11 protein-coding genes and 1 pseudogene are annotated in these 14,576 nt (G+C 71.7%); 10 read left to right on the plus strand and 2 right to left on the minus strand.

The genetic code is table 11. From position 1 onward, the window contains the following. Positions 1-163 precede the first annotated feature (163 nt). Both G407_RS0104830 and G407_RS0104835 read left to right on the plus strand, forming a co-directional pair. Complete coding sequence (locus tag G407_RS0104830; RefSeq protein ID WP_029029901.1) at positions 164-1,447, plus strand: MotA/TolQ/ExbB proton channel family protein; 1,284 nt, start codon at positions 164-166, stop codon at positions 1,445-1,447. Further along, complete coding sequence (locus G407_RS0104835) at positions 1,444-2,343, plus strand: hypothetical protein (protein ID WP_029029902.1); 900 nt, start codon at positions 1,444-1,446, stop codon at positions 2,341-2,343. The genes G407_RS0104830 and G407_RS0104835 overlap by 4 nt, the downstream gene beginning before the upstream one ends. 174 nt (positions 2,344-2,517) lie before the next feature. On the opposite strand, the gene G407_RS0104840 is transcribed toward G407_RS0104835, so the two are convergent. After that, positions 2,518-3,087, minus strand: coding sequence for a fasciclin domain-containing protein (locus tag G407_RS0104840; RefSeq protein WP_029029903.1), 570 nt, complete (start codon positions 3,085-3,087; stop codon positions 2,518-2,520). A gap of 200 nt (positions 3,088-3,287) precedes the next feature. Between G407_RS0104840 and G407_RS0104845 the strand changes: the two genes are divergently transcribed. The 8 genes and pseudogenes from G407_RS0104845 to G407_RS0104880 all read left to right on the plus strand — a co-directional run bounded on the left by G407_RS0104845 (position 3,288) and on the right by G407_RS0104880 (position 11,240). Then, a complete protein-coding gene (locus tag G407_RS0104845) occupies positions 3,288-3,845 on the plus strand; it encodes a sigma-70 family RNA polymerase sigma factor (RefSeq protein WP_029029904.1) in 558 nt (185 codons plus the stop codon). Next, the gene (locus G407_RS0104850) at positions 3,842-4,603 is read left to right on the plus strand and encodes an anti-sigma factor (RefSeq protein ID WP_029029905.1); all 762 of its coding nucleotides are present in this window, start codon (positions 3,842-3,844) and stop codon (positions 4,601-4,603) included. Before G407_RS0104845 ends, G407_RS0104850 begins: the two co-directional genes overlap by 4 nt. A 228-nt stretch (positions 4,604-4,831) precedes the next feature. After that, positions 4,832-6,301 (plus strand): tannase/feruloyl esterase family alpha/beta hydrolase, encoded by a 1,470-nt coding sequence (locus G407_RS0104855; RefSeq protein WP_210163076.1) that lies wholly within the window; start codon positions 4,832-4,834, stop codon positions 6,299-6,301. 165 nt (positions 6,302-6,466) lie between these two features. Further along, a complete protein-coding gene (locus tag G407_RS0104860) occupies positions 6,467-7,234 on the plus strand; it encodes a DeoR/GlpR family DNA-binding transcription regulator (protein ID WP_029029907.1) in 768 nt (255 codons plus the stop codon). Further along, the gene (locus G407_RS0104865) at positions 7,231-8,370 is read left to right on the plus strand and encodes an MFS transporter (protein WP_029029908.1); all 1,140 of its coding nucleotides are present in this window, start codon (positions 7,231-7,233) and stop codon (positions 8,368-8,370) included. Before G407_RS0104860 ends, G407_RS0104865 begins: the two co-directional genes overlap by 4 nt. Before the next feature lie 178 nt (positions 8,371-8,548). Then, positions 8,549-9,223: a GntR family transcriptional regulator gene (locus G407_RS0104870; protein ID WP_029029909.1), complete on the plus strand. Its 675-nt coding sequence runs from the start codon at positions 8,549-8,551 to the stop codon at positions 9,221-9,223. A gap of 25 nt (positions 9,224-9,248) precedes the next feature. After that, positions 9,249-9,579, plus strand: a pseudogene (locus tag G407_RS25795) (L-rhamnose mutarotase). Between the two features lie 149 nt (positions 9,580-9,728). Further along, on the plus strand, positions 9,729-11,240 hold the full coding sequence (locus G407_RS0104880) for a UxaA family hydrolase (RefSeq protein WP_029029910.1): 1,512 nt from the start codon (positions 9,729-9,731) through the stop codon (positions 11,238-11,240). Between the two features lie 113 nt (positions 11,241-11,353). On the opposite strand, the gene G407_RS0104885 is transcribed toward G407_RS0104880, so the two are convergent. Further along, positions 11,354-14,575: a 4Fe-4S double cluster binding domain-containing protein gene (locus G407_RS0104885; protein ID WP_029029911.1), complete on the minus strand. Its 3,222-nt coding sequence runs from the start codon at positions 14,573-14,575 to the stop codon at positions 11,354-11,356. Position 14,576 lies beyond the last annotated feature (1 nt).

The following is a 14,576-nucleotide window of genomic DNA, read 5'->3' on the forward strand; positions in this document are numbered from 1 at the left end:
TGATGTAAAGTCGACAGAATTCAGACGGGGACAGCTGACGTTGCGAGGGGCCATGGAGCCGTCACTATTTGCCGGCGAGCGAGAGACGAGGGGATTTCGCAGTGCACTTTCGTTGACCACTCGAGCAGCGCGGCAATGGCATTTCTGGCTTCGAAACGGGCCTATGCTCTTCACGACTGCCGCCGCGGCGGGCTTCGCGGCGAGTCTCGTGTGGTACACGACTTATAAAGTCCCCATCGAAGCCGCTGGGGCCCCCGCCGAAGCTGCGCCGCCGGGATGGCTCGACCACCTGATCTGGATTGGTTATCTCCTCTTTGCAATTATCGGATTCATCCTGACTATTTATAAGCTTGCGGCGCTATTCTGGGAGCAGCGCACGCTCGCATATTTTGCCGGGCGGGACAGCGCATACGCTGGCATGGAAAAGACGATTATTTACGAAGCACTCACGCAGCTCAACAGAGACCGACAAACAAACAGCTTGGAAGCTGTTTTCAACAACACCGTGCAACGCCTCTCCGATCTCGCAATTGGCCTGCTGGACCTCTCGACGCTGCAAACGATAGCGATCAGGCTGGGCATTCTCGGCACCTTCTATGGGCTGGTGCAGCAGCTCAGCGCGGTCCGTCAGATCATGGCCGGCAACAACAACAACGAGGCGGGAGAAAGCCGCGTAGCGGCAGCGGGCGAAGCCGTTGGTGCTCTCGCGCTGGCCTTCAACTCGAGCATTTCGGGACTGGTCGCTGCGCTGGTGCTGGCGGTTCTGGCAACGATCGTCGGTGCGCGCGTGCGGGAGGTTCGAAAGGGCCTCGCCAAAGTGCTCGCAGCGTCGCGCCCGCCCGTTCCACCCGAAGCACCGCCCGATGGCCTCAGCCAAGCCACCGCCGACGCGATCCAAGCCGCCGCATCGAGCCTGCGGGAGGGGGGAAGCCGGCTCGCAGCGGCGTCCAAGGAGCTTCGGGATCAGATCCACGCCGAGACCGAGAGCCTGAAGGCTCTCGCGGCGGAGCAGGCGAAGGCGCTGGCCTCCGCCACTCAGCTGGCGAAGCAGGTCGAGCAGGTCGAGGCGCGGCTTCTCGGCGCATTCGAAGCGTCTCTCGCGAGAGCGGCGACGTCGCAGGGGAGCGCCCTTTCCGGGGTCGAGCGGCGCATGGCCGCGATCGCAGAGGTTCTCGAGCGCCATGAGAAGAGTGCGAAGAAGGCCCTCGACGACGCCGGTGCCGCTCTCGCCGCACAGATCGAGGGGACGCTCGCGCCCTCCCTCGCCAGGATCGCGGACAGGCTCGAGACGCAGATGTCGCCGGCGTCGCCACGCCTGGCGCGGCTCGACCAGCTCCTCGGCGTCGCCGTCAAGCTCGGCCTGCTAGCCCTGATCCTGAGCGGGATCGCAGCTGTGCTCGGGCTCGTCGACCTCCCCGGCCTCTCGAGCACGGGGGCCTCGCGATGAACGGCTACCGCGACGAGAGCGAGATCGATCTCGACAAGGACGAGTTCGGCCCGGGAGTCGATCTGATGGCGGCTCTGTTCGCCGTCGTCGTGATCATCGCCACCTTCCTCGGCCTGGATCCGGAATTGAACGAAGCGACCGTGCTCCGGTCCGTCCTGGAGCAAAGGGACCGGCAGCTCCTGGAACTCGAAGCGGAGCTCGCGACGCTGCGCAATCCCGGAGCGCCGCCGACGAACGTGAACTGGAATGCGCTGCTGGAGGAGAGAGATCGTGCGATCCGAAACCTCGAGCAGCAAATCCGGGAATCGGAAGAGCGAGCAGCCGCCCTCGAGCTCGAGAACTCAGCCCGCATCGCGCCCCTCGTCGTCGAGACGACCGAAGCCGCGGCCGGCCCGCTGTTCGAGGCCGACGGCTCGCCGACAGCGTCCCTGCTGCGTGCACTCGCGATCGGAGCGGCGACGTTCCGAGCGGAAGGGAATCCCGGTGCCGCGAATGCGCTCGAGTTCGAGATCGCCAGCAGCGCCACCGATGGCGTCCTGGATGCGGACGGGCGTGACGGGGTCCTCGCGACCTCGGCTCTGCGCGCCGCCGCCCTGGAATCCGTCCTGCGATCCGCCGGACTCGCCAGCGGCTGTCTCCGGTTCGAGCCGCAGGGACTCGCCGAGACGATCTGGTTCTCCGGCTGGCTGGTCGATCGGCAACTCGTTCCCGACCGGGTCATCGACGGCATCCGCGACGAGCAGCTGGACCCCGTGGCGGTCGCTTCCTACGAGCAGCTGGACGCGCCGAGCGATCGCCGCGTCACGGTCCGCGCCGTCCTGATCGACAAGGAGCGCTGCGATCCAGAAGGCCTGCGCGCCGACCTGGACCGCCTTGCGCGCCTCGTCCCGCGTTGACGCGCGCACTCGGCCGTCGGCGTGCGACTGCAGGAGAGCTTCGAAGAGCTCTCCCTGTCTCTGAGCTCATGCACAAAAACGCATGCCGGCTCTATCGAAGTTGTGGAGGCGCTTCCTCCCGCCCGTATCGGCGAGACGGCGCGGCGCCTCCACGCCGCGCGGAGCGCTTCCGGCCTACGGCAGCAGCACCTTGTCGATGACGTGGATGACGCCGTTCGACTGCATCACGTCCGAGATCGGCACGCGCGCGGTGTTGCCCTGGTTGTCGGCGATGTAGGGGCCGTTGCCGTTGCGGTCGAGCAGCACGGCGATCGTCCCGCCCTCCACGGTGCGCAGCTCCGCCTGCCCGCCCTCGCGCTGGGCGAGCGCGAGGAGCTCGGACGCGGTGTAGGTGCCCGGCACGACGTGGAACGTCAGCACGTCGGTGAGCTGCCCCTTGTTCTGCGGCTCGAGCAGCGTGTCGACCGTGCCCGCGGGCAGCCGCGAGAAGGCGCGGTTCGTCGGCGCGAACACGGTGAACGGCCCGGGTCCCGACAGCGTGTCGACGAGACCGGCGGCCTTGACGGCGGCGACGAGGGTGGTGTGGTCGGCGGAGTTGACGGCGTTCTCGACGATGGTGCGCGAGGGCAGCATCGGCGCGCCGCCGACGGTCTTGACCGCCTGGGCGGAGGCGGCGCCGGCGCCGAGCGCGAGAGGGACGGCGACGGCGGCGCCGAGGACGAGGTTGCGAAGCGTGGTCTGCATGGCTGGCTCCCTGTGACGTGGCGATCCGGATCGGGATCGGGGCCAGCTACGGAGCGTCGACGGCCGAGGTTTCACGGCGATCGCACGCGCCCTGAAAAAAGTGGGATGCCGATCGCGGGCGCCTTCCCACGCGGCGCCCGCGTGACTTCCGCGCGCGCTGCGCTAAGTCTGCCGGCACTGCGTCGAGCGACGAGGACCGCGTGCGTCATCCCCCCGATCCGGACGAGCCTCTCGAGGCGCTCCTCGCGGCCGTCGCCGCCGGCGATCGCGGCGCCTACGCACGGCTCTACGAGCGCACGAGCGCGAAACTCCTCGGTGTCGTGCTCCGTATCGTGCGGGATCGGGGCATGGCCGAGGAGGTGCTGCAGGAGGTCTTCCTCGGCATCTGGCGCGGCGCCTCGTCCTATGCGGCGGAGAAGGCGCGGCCGATGACCTGGATGATCACCATCGCGCGCAACCGCGCCATCGATGCCGTGCGCGTCCGCCGCGAGGTCCTGCTCGAGCCCGGCGAGGACGGCGACGACCCGATGGCGGCCATCCCCGACCCGTACGACGCGGCCCAGAGCTTCGCCGACCGCGACGCGCTCGCCCGCTGCCTCGACCTGCTCGAGGAGACGCACCGGCATTGCATCCTGCTCGCCTATTGCGAAGGCTGGTCGCGCGAGGAGCTCGCCGCCCGCACGGGCAAGAACGTCAACACGATCAAGACGTGGCTGCACCGCGGCCTCGCCACGCTCCGGGGGTGCCTGTCGTCATGAGCGCCGGGACGGACATGCACGAGGGAGACGACGACGCCCTGGCCGGCGAGTACGTGCTCGGCACGCTGCGCGGCGACGAGCGCGCGGCGTTCGAGGCGAGGCTCGCCCGCGAGCCGGCGCTCGCGGAGGCCGTCGCCGCCTGGCAGGAGCGGCTCGCGCCGCTGACCGAGGCCGTCGCACCCGTGGCGCCGCCGGCCGACCTGTTCGCCCGCATCGAGGCGCGGCTCGAGACAGAGTTCGAGGAAAGCCGCCCGGCGACGTCTCCCCCGCCCTCGCCCGCCGAGGTCGTCTCCCTCGATGAGGTCCGGCGGCTGCGCCGGGCGCTCGGGCGCTGGCGCGTCGCGGCGGGTGGCCTCGGCGCGCTCGCGGCGGCGCTGGTGGCGCTCGCGATCCTGTTCCCCGGCGGCTTCCTGCCGCCGCCGCCGGAGGGCGAGCGCTACGTCGCCGTCGTCGACCGCGGCGGCGACCTGCCGGCGTTGATCGTGCAGGTCGACGTGGCGCAGGGTCTCGTGCGCGTCCGGGCTCCCGCAGCGGAGGCGCCGCCGGACCGCGCCCTCGAGCTCTGGCTCGTGGCCGAGGGCGACGACCCGCGCTCGCTCGGCCTCGTGCGCGACGCCGCCGATTTCCGGATCGAGCCGGCCGTCGCCCGCGCCAGCCCCGGCGCCACGCTCGCCGTCAGCGTCGAGCCCCCCGGCGGCTCGCCCACCGGCGCGCCCACCGGGCCGGTGGTCTACACGGGCGTGCTGATCCCGCAGTGACCGGGCGCGCGAAGCGAAAGAGCCTCACGCCGCCTCGCACTCGATCCGCACCGTCGCGACCGGCTCGCCGGCCGCGTCGTCGCCGTCGAGCGAACGGTCGGGACGGATCCGGTGCGCGTCGTAGGCGCTCCGCTCGGGCTGCGGTCGCCGCGCCGGCGCGCCGGTGCTAGCATCCGCTCCGCACGCGGGAGCACGCCCGCGGGCTTCGGAAGAACGGGAGGAGGCACCATGACCGGGCTCTGGAACAGGACCATGCCGCGCGCGCTCGCCGCCGCGGCGAGTCTCGCCATCGCGTCGACGTCCGCCGCCGCGCAGGAGGCGGACGCGGCCGCCGCGGAGCGTTGCGCCGCGCTGCGCGACGTGGTGCTCGACGCCGCATTCGTCACCACCGCGCGGGTGATCGCCCAGGGCGAGACGCTGCCGGCCTATTGCGAGGTGCGCGTCACGGCGCGCCCGGCGGTCTCGATCGAGGTCCGCCTGCCGCTCGCGGACTGGAACGGCAAGCTCTACCAGACCGGCTGCGGCGGCTTCTGCGGCATCCTCGGCCGCGCCGACGCCGGCGGCGGCTTCATCAACGCCATGGGGCCGGGCCTCGCACGCGGCTACGCCACGGCGACCTCCGACAGCGGCCATCACGGCCTGTCGATCCTCGACGCGAGCTGGGCCGCCAGCAACCCGCCGGCGGAGCGCGACTGGGGCTGGCGCTCCGTGGGCGAGACCAACCGCGTCGCCAACGCCCTCGTCGAGGCGTTCTACGAGGAGCCCACCGAGCGCGACTACTTCCAGGGCTGCTCAACCGGTGGGCGCATGGCGAACCGCGCCGCGCTGACCTATCCGGACATGTTCGACGGCATCATCTCCGGCGCGCCAGCGCTGGACTATACCGGCCTCGTCGCGACCAAGTTCTCCTGGCTCGTGCAGGCGAACACGGCCGCCGACGGCAGCCGGATCCTGACGCCGGCGAAGGTGCCGCTGGTCGCGCAGACGGTGATGGCGCAGTGCGACGCGACGGACGGCGCCGAGGACGGCGTCATCGCCGATCCTCGCGCCTGCTCGGTCGACTACGCCGCCGTCGCCTGCGAGGCCGGCGCCGAGGGGGCGGACTGCCTCACCGAGGCCGATCGCGAGGTGCTGGCGAAATGGCGCCAGGGGCCGGTGAACGCGGCCGGCGAGCAGCTCTACCCGGGCGGCGTGCCGGAGGGATCCGAGCCGTTCTGGGCCCTGTGGCTGACCGGTCGCGAGGGCGGCGGCGCCGGGCTGCTCCCGGGCTTCGTCGACAATTTCGGCGCCTGGATGGCCTTCCCGGAGGACCCCGGCACGAGCTGGACGGCGGCCGACTTCGACTTCGAGGAGGATCCGGCGCGCCTCGCCACGATGGCAGCGGTCTACAACGCCGACGACCCCGACCTCTCGGCCTTCCGCGAGGCCGGCGGCCGGATGATCGTCTGGCACGGCTGGGCCGACCCGCTGGTGACGCCCTACAAGACCGTCGACTGGTACGAGAAGGCCGCGGCCGCCGCGGGCGGCGAGGAGACGCTCGAGGAGAACGTGCGGCTGTTCATGATCCCCGGCATGGACCATTGCGGCCTCCAGCCCGGTCCGGACGGCATCTCCCAGGCGAGCCTCGACCTGATCACGGCGCTCGAGCGCTGGGTCGAGCAAGGCGAGGCCCCCACGACGGTGCTGGCCGACGAGTGAGGCGAGCGGGGCCCCCGGCGCACGCGCCGGGGGCCCTTCTTTCGGACAGGATGAGGCCGAGCGGCGAGCCCCCGATGACGGCGCGGCGGAGACGCTTGCGTTTTCGTGCGTGTGTCTGCATGGTCTTGCGTGTCTGTGCCGAATCATGCAGGAACTCGCCCGATCATGCTCACCGAGGAACGCCACGCCCTCATCGCCGAACGGCTGCGCAGCGCAGGCAGCGTCGTGGCGCGCGCGCTCGCCGCGGAGCTCGCCGTCTCGGAGGACACGATCCGGCGCGACCTGCGCGCGCTCGAGGCGCGCGGCGTCTGCGAGCGCGTCCACGGCGGGGCGCTCGCCTCGCCGATGCAGCCGCTGCCGCGGCCCGCACGGGAGCGCACGGCGGCGGCGGGCGAGGCGACGGCGCACCTCGGCGCAGCGGCGGCCGCGCTCGCGCCGGCGGACGCGCTCGTCTTCATCGACGCCGGCTCGAGCAGCCTCGCCGTCGCCGCCGCGCTGCCGCGGGATCGGCGGCTCACGGTGGCGACCAACGCGCCGGCGATCGCGGCGCTGCTGTACGACCGGCCGGGCGTCTCGACGATCCTCGTCGGCGGGCGCGTCGATCCGCTCTCCGGCGCCTGCGTCGGCGCGGACACGGTCGCCGCCATCGCCCGCCTGCGCCCGGCGCTCGCCTATATCGGCGCCTGCGCCGTCGACGCCGCCGACGGGCTGACCGCCTTCGGCCACGAGGAGGCGCTGGTGAAGGCGGCGATCGCCGAAGCGGCCGGCGCGGTCGCCGTCGCCGCGACGCCCGACAAGCTCGGCACGCACGCACCCTTCCGGGTCGCGCCGGCCGCGCGCATCACCCATCTCGTCACCACCGCACGCAGCGCCGCCTGCGACGCGCTCGCCGATGCGGGCGTGAGTGTCCACGTCGTCGAGGTGGGCGCTTGAAGCCCGCCGCCACCACGGCGGGGATCGTCGCCTCCTGCTTCGGCTTCGTCGTCATCGGGGCGCTCCAGGCCCTCTACGGACCGGCCATCCCGCATCTTCTGGAGGAGTTCGCCATCGGGCCGGCGCAGGCGGGCCTGGCGCTGAGCGCGCATTTCGTCGGCGCGCTCGTCGGCGTCCTCGCCTTCAACCGTGCGCATGCGCGCTTCAGCAACCGGCAGCTGATGGCGGCGAGCTACGGCGCGATGGCGCTCGGCTGCCTGCTGTTCGCGCTCGCCCCGGCCTGGAGCGTCGCGCTCGCCGGCGCCTTCGTCGTCGGGCTCGGCTTCGGGGGTGTCGATTTCGGGCTGAACTTCCTGTTCTCGATCGGCTTCGGCCGCCGCAGCGCCGCCATGGTCAACCTGCTGAACGCCCATTTCGGCGTCGGCGCGGTGCTCGGGCCGCTGGCGATCGCCTGGTTCGGCGCGGAGAATTTCCGCGTCCTCTTCCTCGTCTTCGGCGCGTGCGCGCTCCTCCCGCTGCTCGCCGGCGGGGCGATCTCGAACGGCGTCGGAGCCGCCACGGACGCCGCGGCGGCGGCGCCGGCGCGGGGGCGCACGACGCTCCTCGTGCTCGGCGCCTTCCTCACGATCTACGTGCTGCACGTCGCGATCGAGACCGGCGTCGGCGGCTGGGCGACGACGCATCTCGTGGCGGTCGGCTGGGGCGCGGCCTTCGCGGCGGGGGCGACCTCGGCCTACTGGCTGGCGATGACGCTCGGCCGCTTCGGCGCGGCCTGGCTCGGCCTGCGCGCCACGCCGGCGCAGATCATGGTGGGCGCGTGCCTCGGCACGACCGTCTCGCTCGTCCTCGCGGCGCACCCGACGCTCGCGCCCCTCGCCTACGTGCTGGTGGGCGTGTTCATCGCACCGATCTTCCCCACCGGCCTCGCCTGGCTCGCCGCGGTGCACCCTGCCTCGCGCAACGCCACGGCGTCGGTCATCGCCGCCTCGATGATCGGCGGCGTCGCCTTTCCGCCGCTCATCGGCGGCGTGATCGGGCTCGCCGGCGCGCCGGCCGCGCCGCTGTTCATGGCGGGGCTCTCGGCGATCTGCGTGGGCGCGACCGCGGTCGTCGTGGTGACGGCGCGCCGCGCCTAGGGGCCTCAAGCGCATGGCGGCTGCGCTGCCGCGCCCTCTGCCAAGGTCCGGCGGATTTCGAGAGGCTTCTGCGACTTTCAGGGACGGCCCTCGGCACGCGGGCGGATCGCGGCGCACGCGGCTTGACATTCTAATATATTGCGTGCTTGCGAAGCGGGCACGAGCAAGGAACGCGCAGATGGACCTCGATCCCTCCACCCTCAACCGCGCACTGCCGCTCCGGGACCAGATCTACCAGAAGATCCGCAACCTGATCGTCGTGGGCAAGCTCAAGCCCGGGGATCCGATCAACGAGGTCGCGATCGCGGAGGCGCTCGGCGTCTCACGCACGCCGGTGCGGGAGGCCGTCAAGCGCATCAGCGACGAGGGCTTCATCAAGGTGCTCGCGCAGACGGGCACCTACGTCGCGCCGATCGGCCGGGACGACCTCGAGGAGGCCTACGTGATCCGGCGCGCGCTGGAGATGGAGAGCGCGCGGCGCGCGGCGGCGAAGATGACGGACGCAGCGATCGAGGCGCTGGAGGACAACATCGCCGCCCATCGCCTGGCGATCGCGCGGGCGCGCTACGCGACGGCGATCCAGCTCGACGACGCCTTCCACCGCACCATCGCCGAGACGAGCGGCTACCCCGGCATCTGGCGGGCCGTCGACATCTCGAAGGCGCAGATGGACCGCGGGCGCTATCTCGCGATCCCCGAGCCCGGTTACGGCGAGCAGACGATCACGCAGCACGAGGCGATCCTCGAGGCGCTGCGCCGCCGCGACTCGGAGGGTGCCGCGGCCGCCATGGAGCACCACCTCGAGACGTCCCTGTCGAACACCGTCGAGGTCGCCGGCGAGCTCGACGGGTGAAGCGCGAGACGCGAGGAAAGCCGACATGCGCAGGATGGGCCATTGCATCGCCCTCGAGCCGAAGGCGGTGGCGGAGTACAAGCGCGTCCACGCGGAGGTCTGGCCGGAGGTGCTCGACGTGATCCGCGCCGCGAACATCCGCAACTACGCGATCTTCCTGCGCGAGCCGGAGAACCTGCTTTTCGCCTTCTGGGAGTATCACGGCAGCGACTTCGCGGCGGACGCCGCCGAGATGGGCCGCTCGGAGGCGATGCGCGGCTGGTGGGCGGTCCGCGACCCGATGCAGCGCCCGCTGCCGACCCGCGCCGACGGCGAGTGGTGGGGCGCCCATGGAAGAGGTCTTCCACCTCGACTGACGGCCGCCCTCCGCTCGTTCACGGTCCTCGACGGCCGCGCCCGCGCCGTCCCGGCGCGCCTTGACATCGTCGCTTGTATTATATTAGTATTCAATGCGTTCCCCCGTCCTTCGCGACGCGGCCTCCGTCCGCCTCGAGCAGAGTAGAGAATGGCGCGCATCATCAAGCTGTCCGACAGCGACAACATCGTGCTGGCGGTCGAGCCGCTCGCCGCCGACGAGAGCGTCGACGGGATCGCCGTGCGCACGCGCGTGCCGCGCGGGCACAAGATGGCGGTGCGCGACATCGCGGCGGACGAGCCGGTCGTGAAGTACGGGCAGATCATCGGCTTCGCGCGCGCGCCTATCGCGGCGGGCGAGTGGGTGCACGAGCACAACGTCTACGTCCGCGCCTTCGCCCGCGACCACGTTCCCGGGGCGAGCGCGCATGCGACGGCGATGCTGCCGGAGGCGGAGCGGGCGACGTTCGAAGGCTACCTGCGCGAGAGCGGCAAGGTGGGCACGCGCAACTACATCGCCACCCTCACCTCGGTGAACTGCTCGGCGAGCGTCGCGCGCTTCATCGCCGAGGAGATCGAGCGATCGGGCGTGCTGCGCGACTACCCGAACATCGACGGCGTCGTCGCGCTCGTCCACGGCACCGGCTGCGGCATCGACGTGAAGGGGCCGGCCTACGACCTCCTGCGGCGCACGCAATGGGGCATCGCGTCGAACCCGAACGTCGGCGGCGTGCTGATGGTGGGGCTCGGCTGCGAGGCCTTCCAGATCCCGCGCTGGATGAAGTCCTACGGTGTCGAGGAGAGCGCGACCTTCCGCACGGTGACGATCCAGGAGACCGGCGGCACCCGCAAGACGGTGGACGCCGGGGTGCGGGCCATCGTCGAGATGCTGCCTCTCGTGGACCGAGCCCGGCGCACGCCCCAGCCCGCCTCCGAGCTCGTGCTGGCGCTGCAATGCGGCGGGTCGGACGGCTATTCCGGCATCAGCGCCAACCCGGCGCTGGGCGCCGCCGTCGATCTCCTCGTCGCGCAGGGCGGCACCGCCATCCTCTCCGAGACGCCCGAGATCTACGGCGCGGAGCACCTCCTCACCTCGCGGGCGGAGACGCCGGAGGTCGCCGAGACGCTGATCGAGCGCATCCGCTGGTGGGAGGCCTACACCGCCCGGCACGGCATGGAGATGAACAACAACCCCTCCCCGGGCAACAAGCTCGGCGGGCTCACCACCATCCTCGAGAAGTCGCTCGGCGCCGCCGCCAAGGGCGGCACGACGAACCTGCGCGCGGTCTACGAATACGCCGAGCTCGTGACCGAGCGCGGCCTCGTGTTCATGGACACGCCGGGCTACGACCCGGTCTCGGCCACGGGCCAGGTCGCGGGCGGCGCCAACGTCCTGTGCTTCACCACCGGCCGCGGCTCGGCCTTCGGCTGCAAGCCGACGCCCTCGATCAAGCTCGCCTCGAACAGCCACGTCTACGAGCAGATGATCGAGGACATGGACGTCAATTGCGGGGACGTGCTCGACGGGGTCTCGCTGGCGCAGAAGGGCGAGGAGATCTTCGCGGAGATCCTGCGCGTCGCCTCGGGCGGGCGGACCAAGTCCGAGGCGCTCGGCTACGGCGACAACGAGTTCGTGCCCTGGTCGATCGGCGCGACGATGTAGCGGGCGGTGCGGTCGCCGCGTGCGCGCGCCTCGGCCGATCAGCCCCTCGTGGGCGAGCGCCGGTGCGCCCCCGCGGCCCGCCCGGGGTTATTCGTCTCACCGACGGGAAGGAGCTAGAGGTCGACCGCGATCTCCCCGTCCGGCTCGGCTGCGCGCGAGCAGCACAGGATCAGCTTGCGCTCGCGCTCCCTGGCCGAGAGCACGAAGTCGCGGTGGTCGACCGAACCCGCCACGAGACCCGCCGCGCAGACCCCGCAGATGCCGCTCGAGCACTTGGTCTCGACGTGCACGCCGATGCGCGCGAGCGCGTCCGTCGCGCTCTCGTCGGCGGCGACGTCGAGGCTGCGGCCGCTCTTCGCCAGCACCAGCCGGAACGGGAAGCTCTCGCGTTCGGGCAGCTCCGGCACCGTGAAGAACTCCCGGTGGAGCGCCTCCTCCGGCCAGCCGTTCGCCCGCGCCGCGTCGAGCACCGCGTCCATGTAGCGGACGGGGCCGCAGGTGTAGAGGTGCATGCCGGGCTCGTATCCCGCGGTGAGCGCGGCGAGATCGGCGCGGGTGCCGTCCTGCGAGCAATGGAGCCGCACGCGGTCGCCGAAGGGCGCGGCGGCGAGATCCTTCGCGAAGGGTGCGCGCTCCCGGCTCGGGCAGGAATAGTGCAGCTCGAAGTCCCGGCCGAGCGCATGCAGCCGGTGCGCCATCGGGATCATCGGCGTCACGCCGATGCCGCCGGCGAAGAGCAGCGAGCGGGTCGCCTCCTCGACCAGCGGGAAATGGTTGCGCGGCGGCGAGACGAAGACCCGCCGCCCAGGCCGGAAGGCGCGGTGCATCAGCTTGGAGGCGCCCTTGCCCTCGGGCTCCTTCAGCACGCCGAGCACGTAGCGCGAGCGGTCCGCGGGATCGCCGGCGAGCGAGTATTGCCGCAGATATTCCGGCGCGATGACGACGTCGACATGGGCGCCCGGCTCGAAGGCCGGCAGCTCCGACGCGTCCGCCGCCACGAGCTCGAAACGCGTCGTGTCCGCGGTCTCCTCGACGCGCGCGGCGAGGATGGTCGGGATCACCGGCGGCGGGCCGTCGGGCATGCGGAAGGGCGGCGCGAGGCCCTCGGTCTCGCCGGCGAGGAGCTTCTCCCTGTAGACCTCGGGCGTGAGGAGCGCGCGGTAGCGCGCGATGCCGGCCTCGCGGTCCATGGGATAGGGCACCGGATAGGGCGGCGGCATGGCGTCGGCCGGGTAGACGGCGAGCGTCTGGTCCTCGTAGCGCAGGTCGAGCGAGGTCTGCAGCTCGCGCCTGTTGGTCTGCGCGGCGGGGATGTAGGACATGGTCGCGGGGTCCATGTCGATGTCCCACCACCATTTCTTCGCCTTGTTCTGCCGCCCGTTGCCGACCGCGTCGTCGAGCCGGGCCAGCGCCTTGGCCAGGAACGGCGCCTTCATGGCGAGCCAGCGGAACGGCGCCTCCTGGAACAGGCCCTCCAGGTTCCACGGGCAGGTCTTCATGCAGCGCCCGCACATCGAGCCCGCATCGTTGGTGATGCGGTAGCGGGCGCATTTCTCGGCGTCGGACTTCCAGATCTCGTAGCCGTTGTACATCAGCTTCGGCCCGGCGGTGATGGCGCCGGACGGGCATTCGCGGGCGCACTTGTTGCAGCTCCCGCAGAAGGACTGCAGGCCGAAATCGATCGGCCTGTCGTGGGAAAGCGGCATGTCGGTGGTGATGGCGCCGGATTTCAGCCGCGGGCCGAGATAGGGGTTGAGGATCACCTCGCCGATGCGGCTCACCTCGCCGAGGCCCGACAGCAGCAGCAGCGGCGGCTGCAGCACGTCGCCGTCGAGCACGGAATGCACGCGCGCCGAATAGCCGAGCCGGCGGATCTGCTCCGCCACGATGCCGCCGATCAGCGACGTGCGCAGGTAGGCGCGCATGGACTGGGCGGCGGAGATCCAGTCGTCGCCGGTGGTGCCGTCCATGGTCTCGTGGCCCTGGTCGACCAGGATCGAGATCGCCTCGCCGTGATAGGGCGTCACCGGCTCGCCGGCGGCGTCGTGGGAATAGTAGGCCCAGTCCGGGCAGCGGGAGATGCCGACCGCGTCGGCGCCGAGGAAGTAGAGCGTCGCCTTCACCGCGTCGGCGTTCGCCTGCGGATCCTGCGCCTCCCGTGCCGGCGCGCGGTGCGCCTCGCCCTGCTGCAGCAGGAGCAGCGCGCCGAGCGCCCGGCGCGAGCAGTATCCGAGCGGGTTGCGCAGGACGTAGAAGCCGTTCTTCGCCTTCTCCTGCACCGCCTTGCCCATGTCGCCGAACAGGGCCCGGGCGAAGAAGTCCGCGCGCTTGGGGAAGCGCGGGACGCGCGGCTCGTCGATGAAGGTGGTCGGCGTCTCGCGCGTCGCGATGCGCTCGAACGGGTAGGCGCCGTCCTTGAAGCGGCGCCGCGCGAAGGGCAGCCGGTCGCGGGCGCTCTTGAACGTGCCGCTGCCCGCCCACCAGGCCGGCCCGTGCGAGGCGATCCGCGCCGCGAGGCCGCGGGGCGCGAGCGGGCGGTCGGTGGCGAGATCGAGCGTCGTCGTGATCGCGGCGAGCGCGTAGCCGCGCCCGACATAGGGGTTCGTGGCGCGCCCGTCCGGGCCGATTTCGTTCAGGCCCGCGGCGACACCGAGGCGCTCGAGATCGACGTCGGAGGAGGTCGCAGTGTGCGCCCGCGCGGCGTAGCCGAGGAGGCGCAGGTAGTTGGCGAGCACCACCGCGGCTTCCGCCGCGCGCACGGCCGAGCGGGCGGCGCTCGTCCCCGCGATCCAGGCGGCTCCCGGCTCCGCCGGATCGGGCTCGCGCGGGTCCTCGACGAGGACGACGATCGCGTGGGTGTGGTGGTCGATCGGGCCGGGCGGGGTCGCGGCGGCCTCCTTCACGTCGGCCATGATCACGTCGATGCCCGACGAGAAGGTCTTGGTCTGGCCGCTCTCGATGCGCGCGACGAGCGCGTCGAGGGCCGGGTTGCGCGTCGGCTCGGCGAGGAGCGCCTCGGGGGGCAGGCGGCAGATCCCCATCTGGCTCGCGTCGAAGAAGTAGCCCGCTGCCTTGATATTGTTCGCCCGCTCCTGCGGGTCGTCGGGGATCGGCGCCTTCGTCGCGGCCACCGCGCCCTCGCGGATCGCGTCGAGCATGCCGATGAAGAGCCCGATGGCGCCGGCGATGGTGCTCGCGTCGGCGGAGGCGTCGCAGTCGAGCGCCGCGTGCGGCGGCAGCCGGGAGAGGTCGGGCGCCGCGTCCTGCCGGGCGAGGCGCTCCAGCGGATAGGGGCCGAGATGGACGGGGCGGGTTCTGGTGGAGAAGAGGCGCATG

Source organism: Salinarimonas rosea DSM 21201 (genome assembly GCF_000429045.1).
Taxonomy (GTDB): domain Bacteria; phylum Pseudomonadota; class Alphaproteobacteria; order Rhizobiales; family Beijerinckiaceae; genus Salinarimonas; species Salinarimonas rosea.

Bases quoted from the DNA above. Each gene is read 5' to 3' on its own strand.
- G407_RS0104830 (WP_029029901.1), top strand. From the start codon at position 164: ATGCTCTTCACGACTGCCGCCGCGGCGGGCTTCGCGGCGAGTCTCGTG.
- G407_RS0104835 (WP_029029902.1), top strand. From the start codon at position 1,444: ATGAACGGCTACCGCGACGAGAGCGAGATCGATCTCGACAAGGACGAG.
- G407_RS0104840 (WP_029029903.1), bottom strand. From the start codon at position 3,087: ATGCAGACCACGCTTCGCAACCTCGTCCTCGGCGCCGCCGTCGCCGTC.
- G407_RS0104850 (WP_029029905.1), top strand. From the start codon at position 3,842: ATGAGCGCCGGGACGGACATGCACGAGGGAGACGACGACGCCCTGGCC.
- G407_RS0104855 (WP_210163076.1), top strand. From the start codon at position 4,832: ATGACCGGGCTCTGGAACAGGACCATGCCGCGCGCGCTCGCCGCCGCG.
- G407_RS0104860 (WP_029029907.1), top strand. From the start codon at position 6,467: ATGCTCACCGAGGAACGCCACGCCCTCATCGCCGAACGGCTGCGCAGC.
- G407_RS0104870 (WP_029029909.1), top strand. From the start codon at position 8,549: ATGGACCTCGATCCCTCCACCCTCAACCGCGCACTGCCGCTCCGGGAC.
- G407_RS0104880 (WP_029029910.1), top strand. From the start codon at position 9,729: ATGGCGCGCATCATCAAGCTGTCCGACAGCGACAACATCGTGCTGGCG.
- G407_RS0104885 (WP_029029911.1), bottom strand. From the start codon at position 14,575: ATGCGCCTCTTCTCCACCAGAACCCGCCCCGTCCATCTCGGCCCCTAT.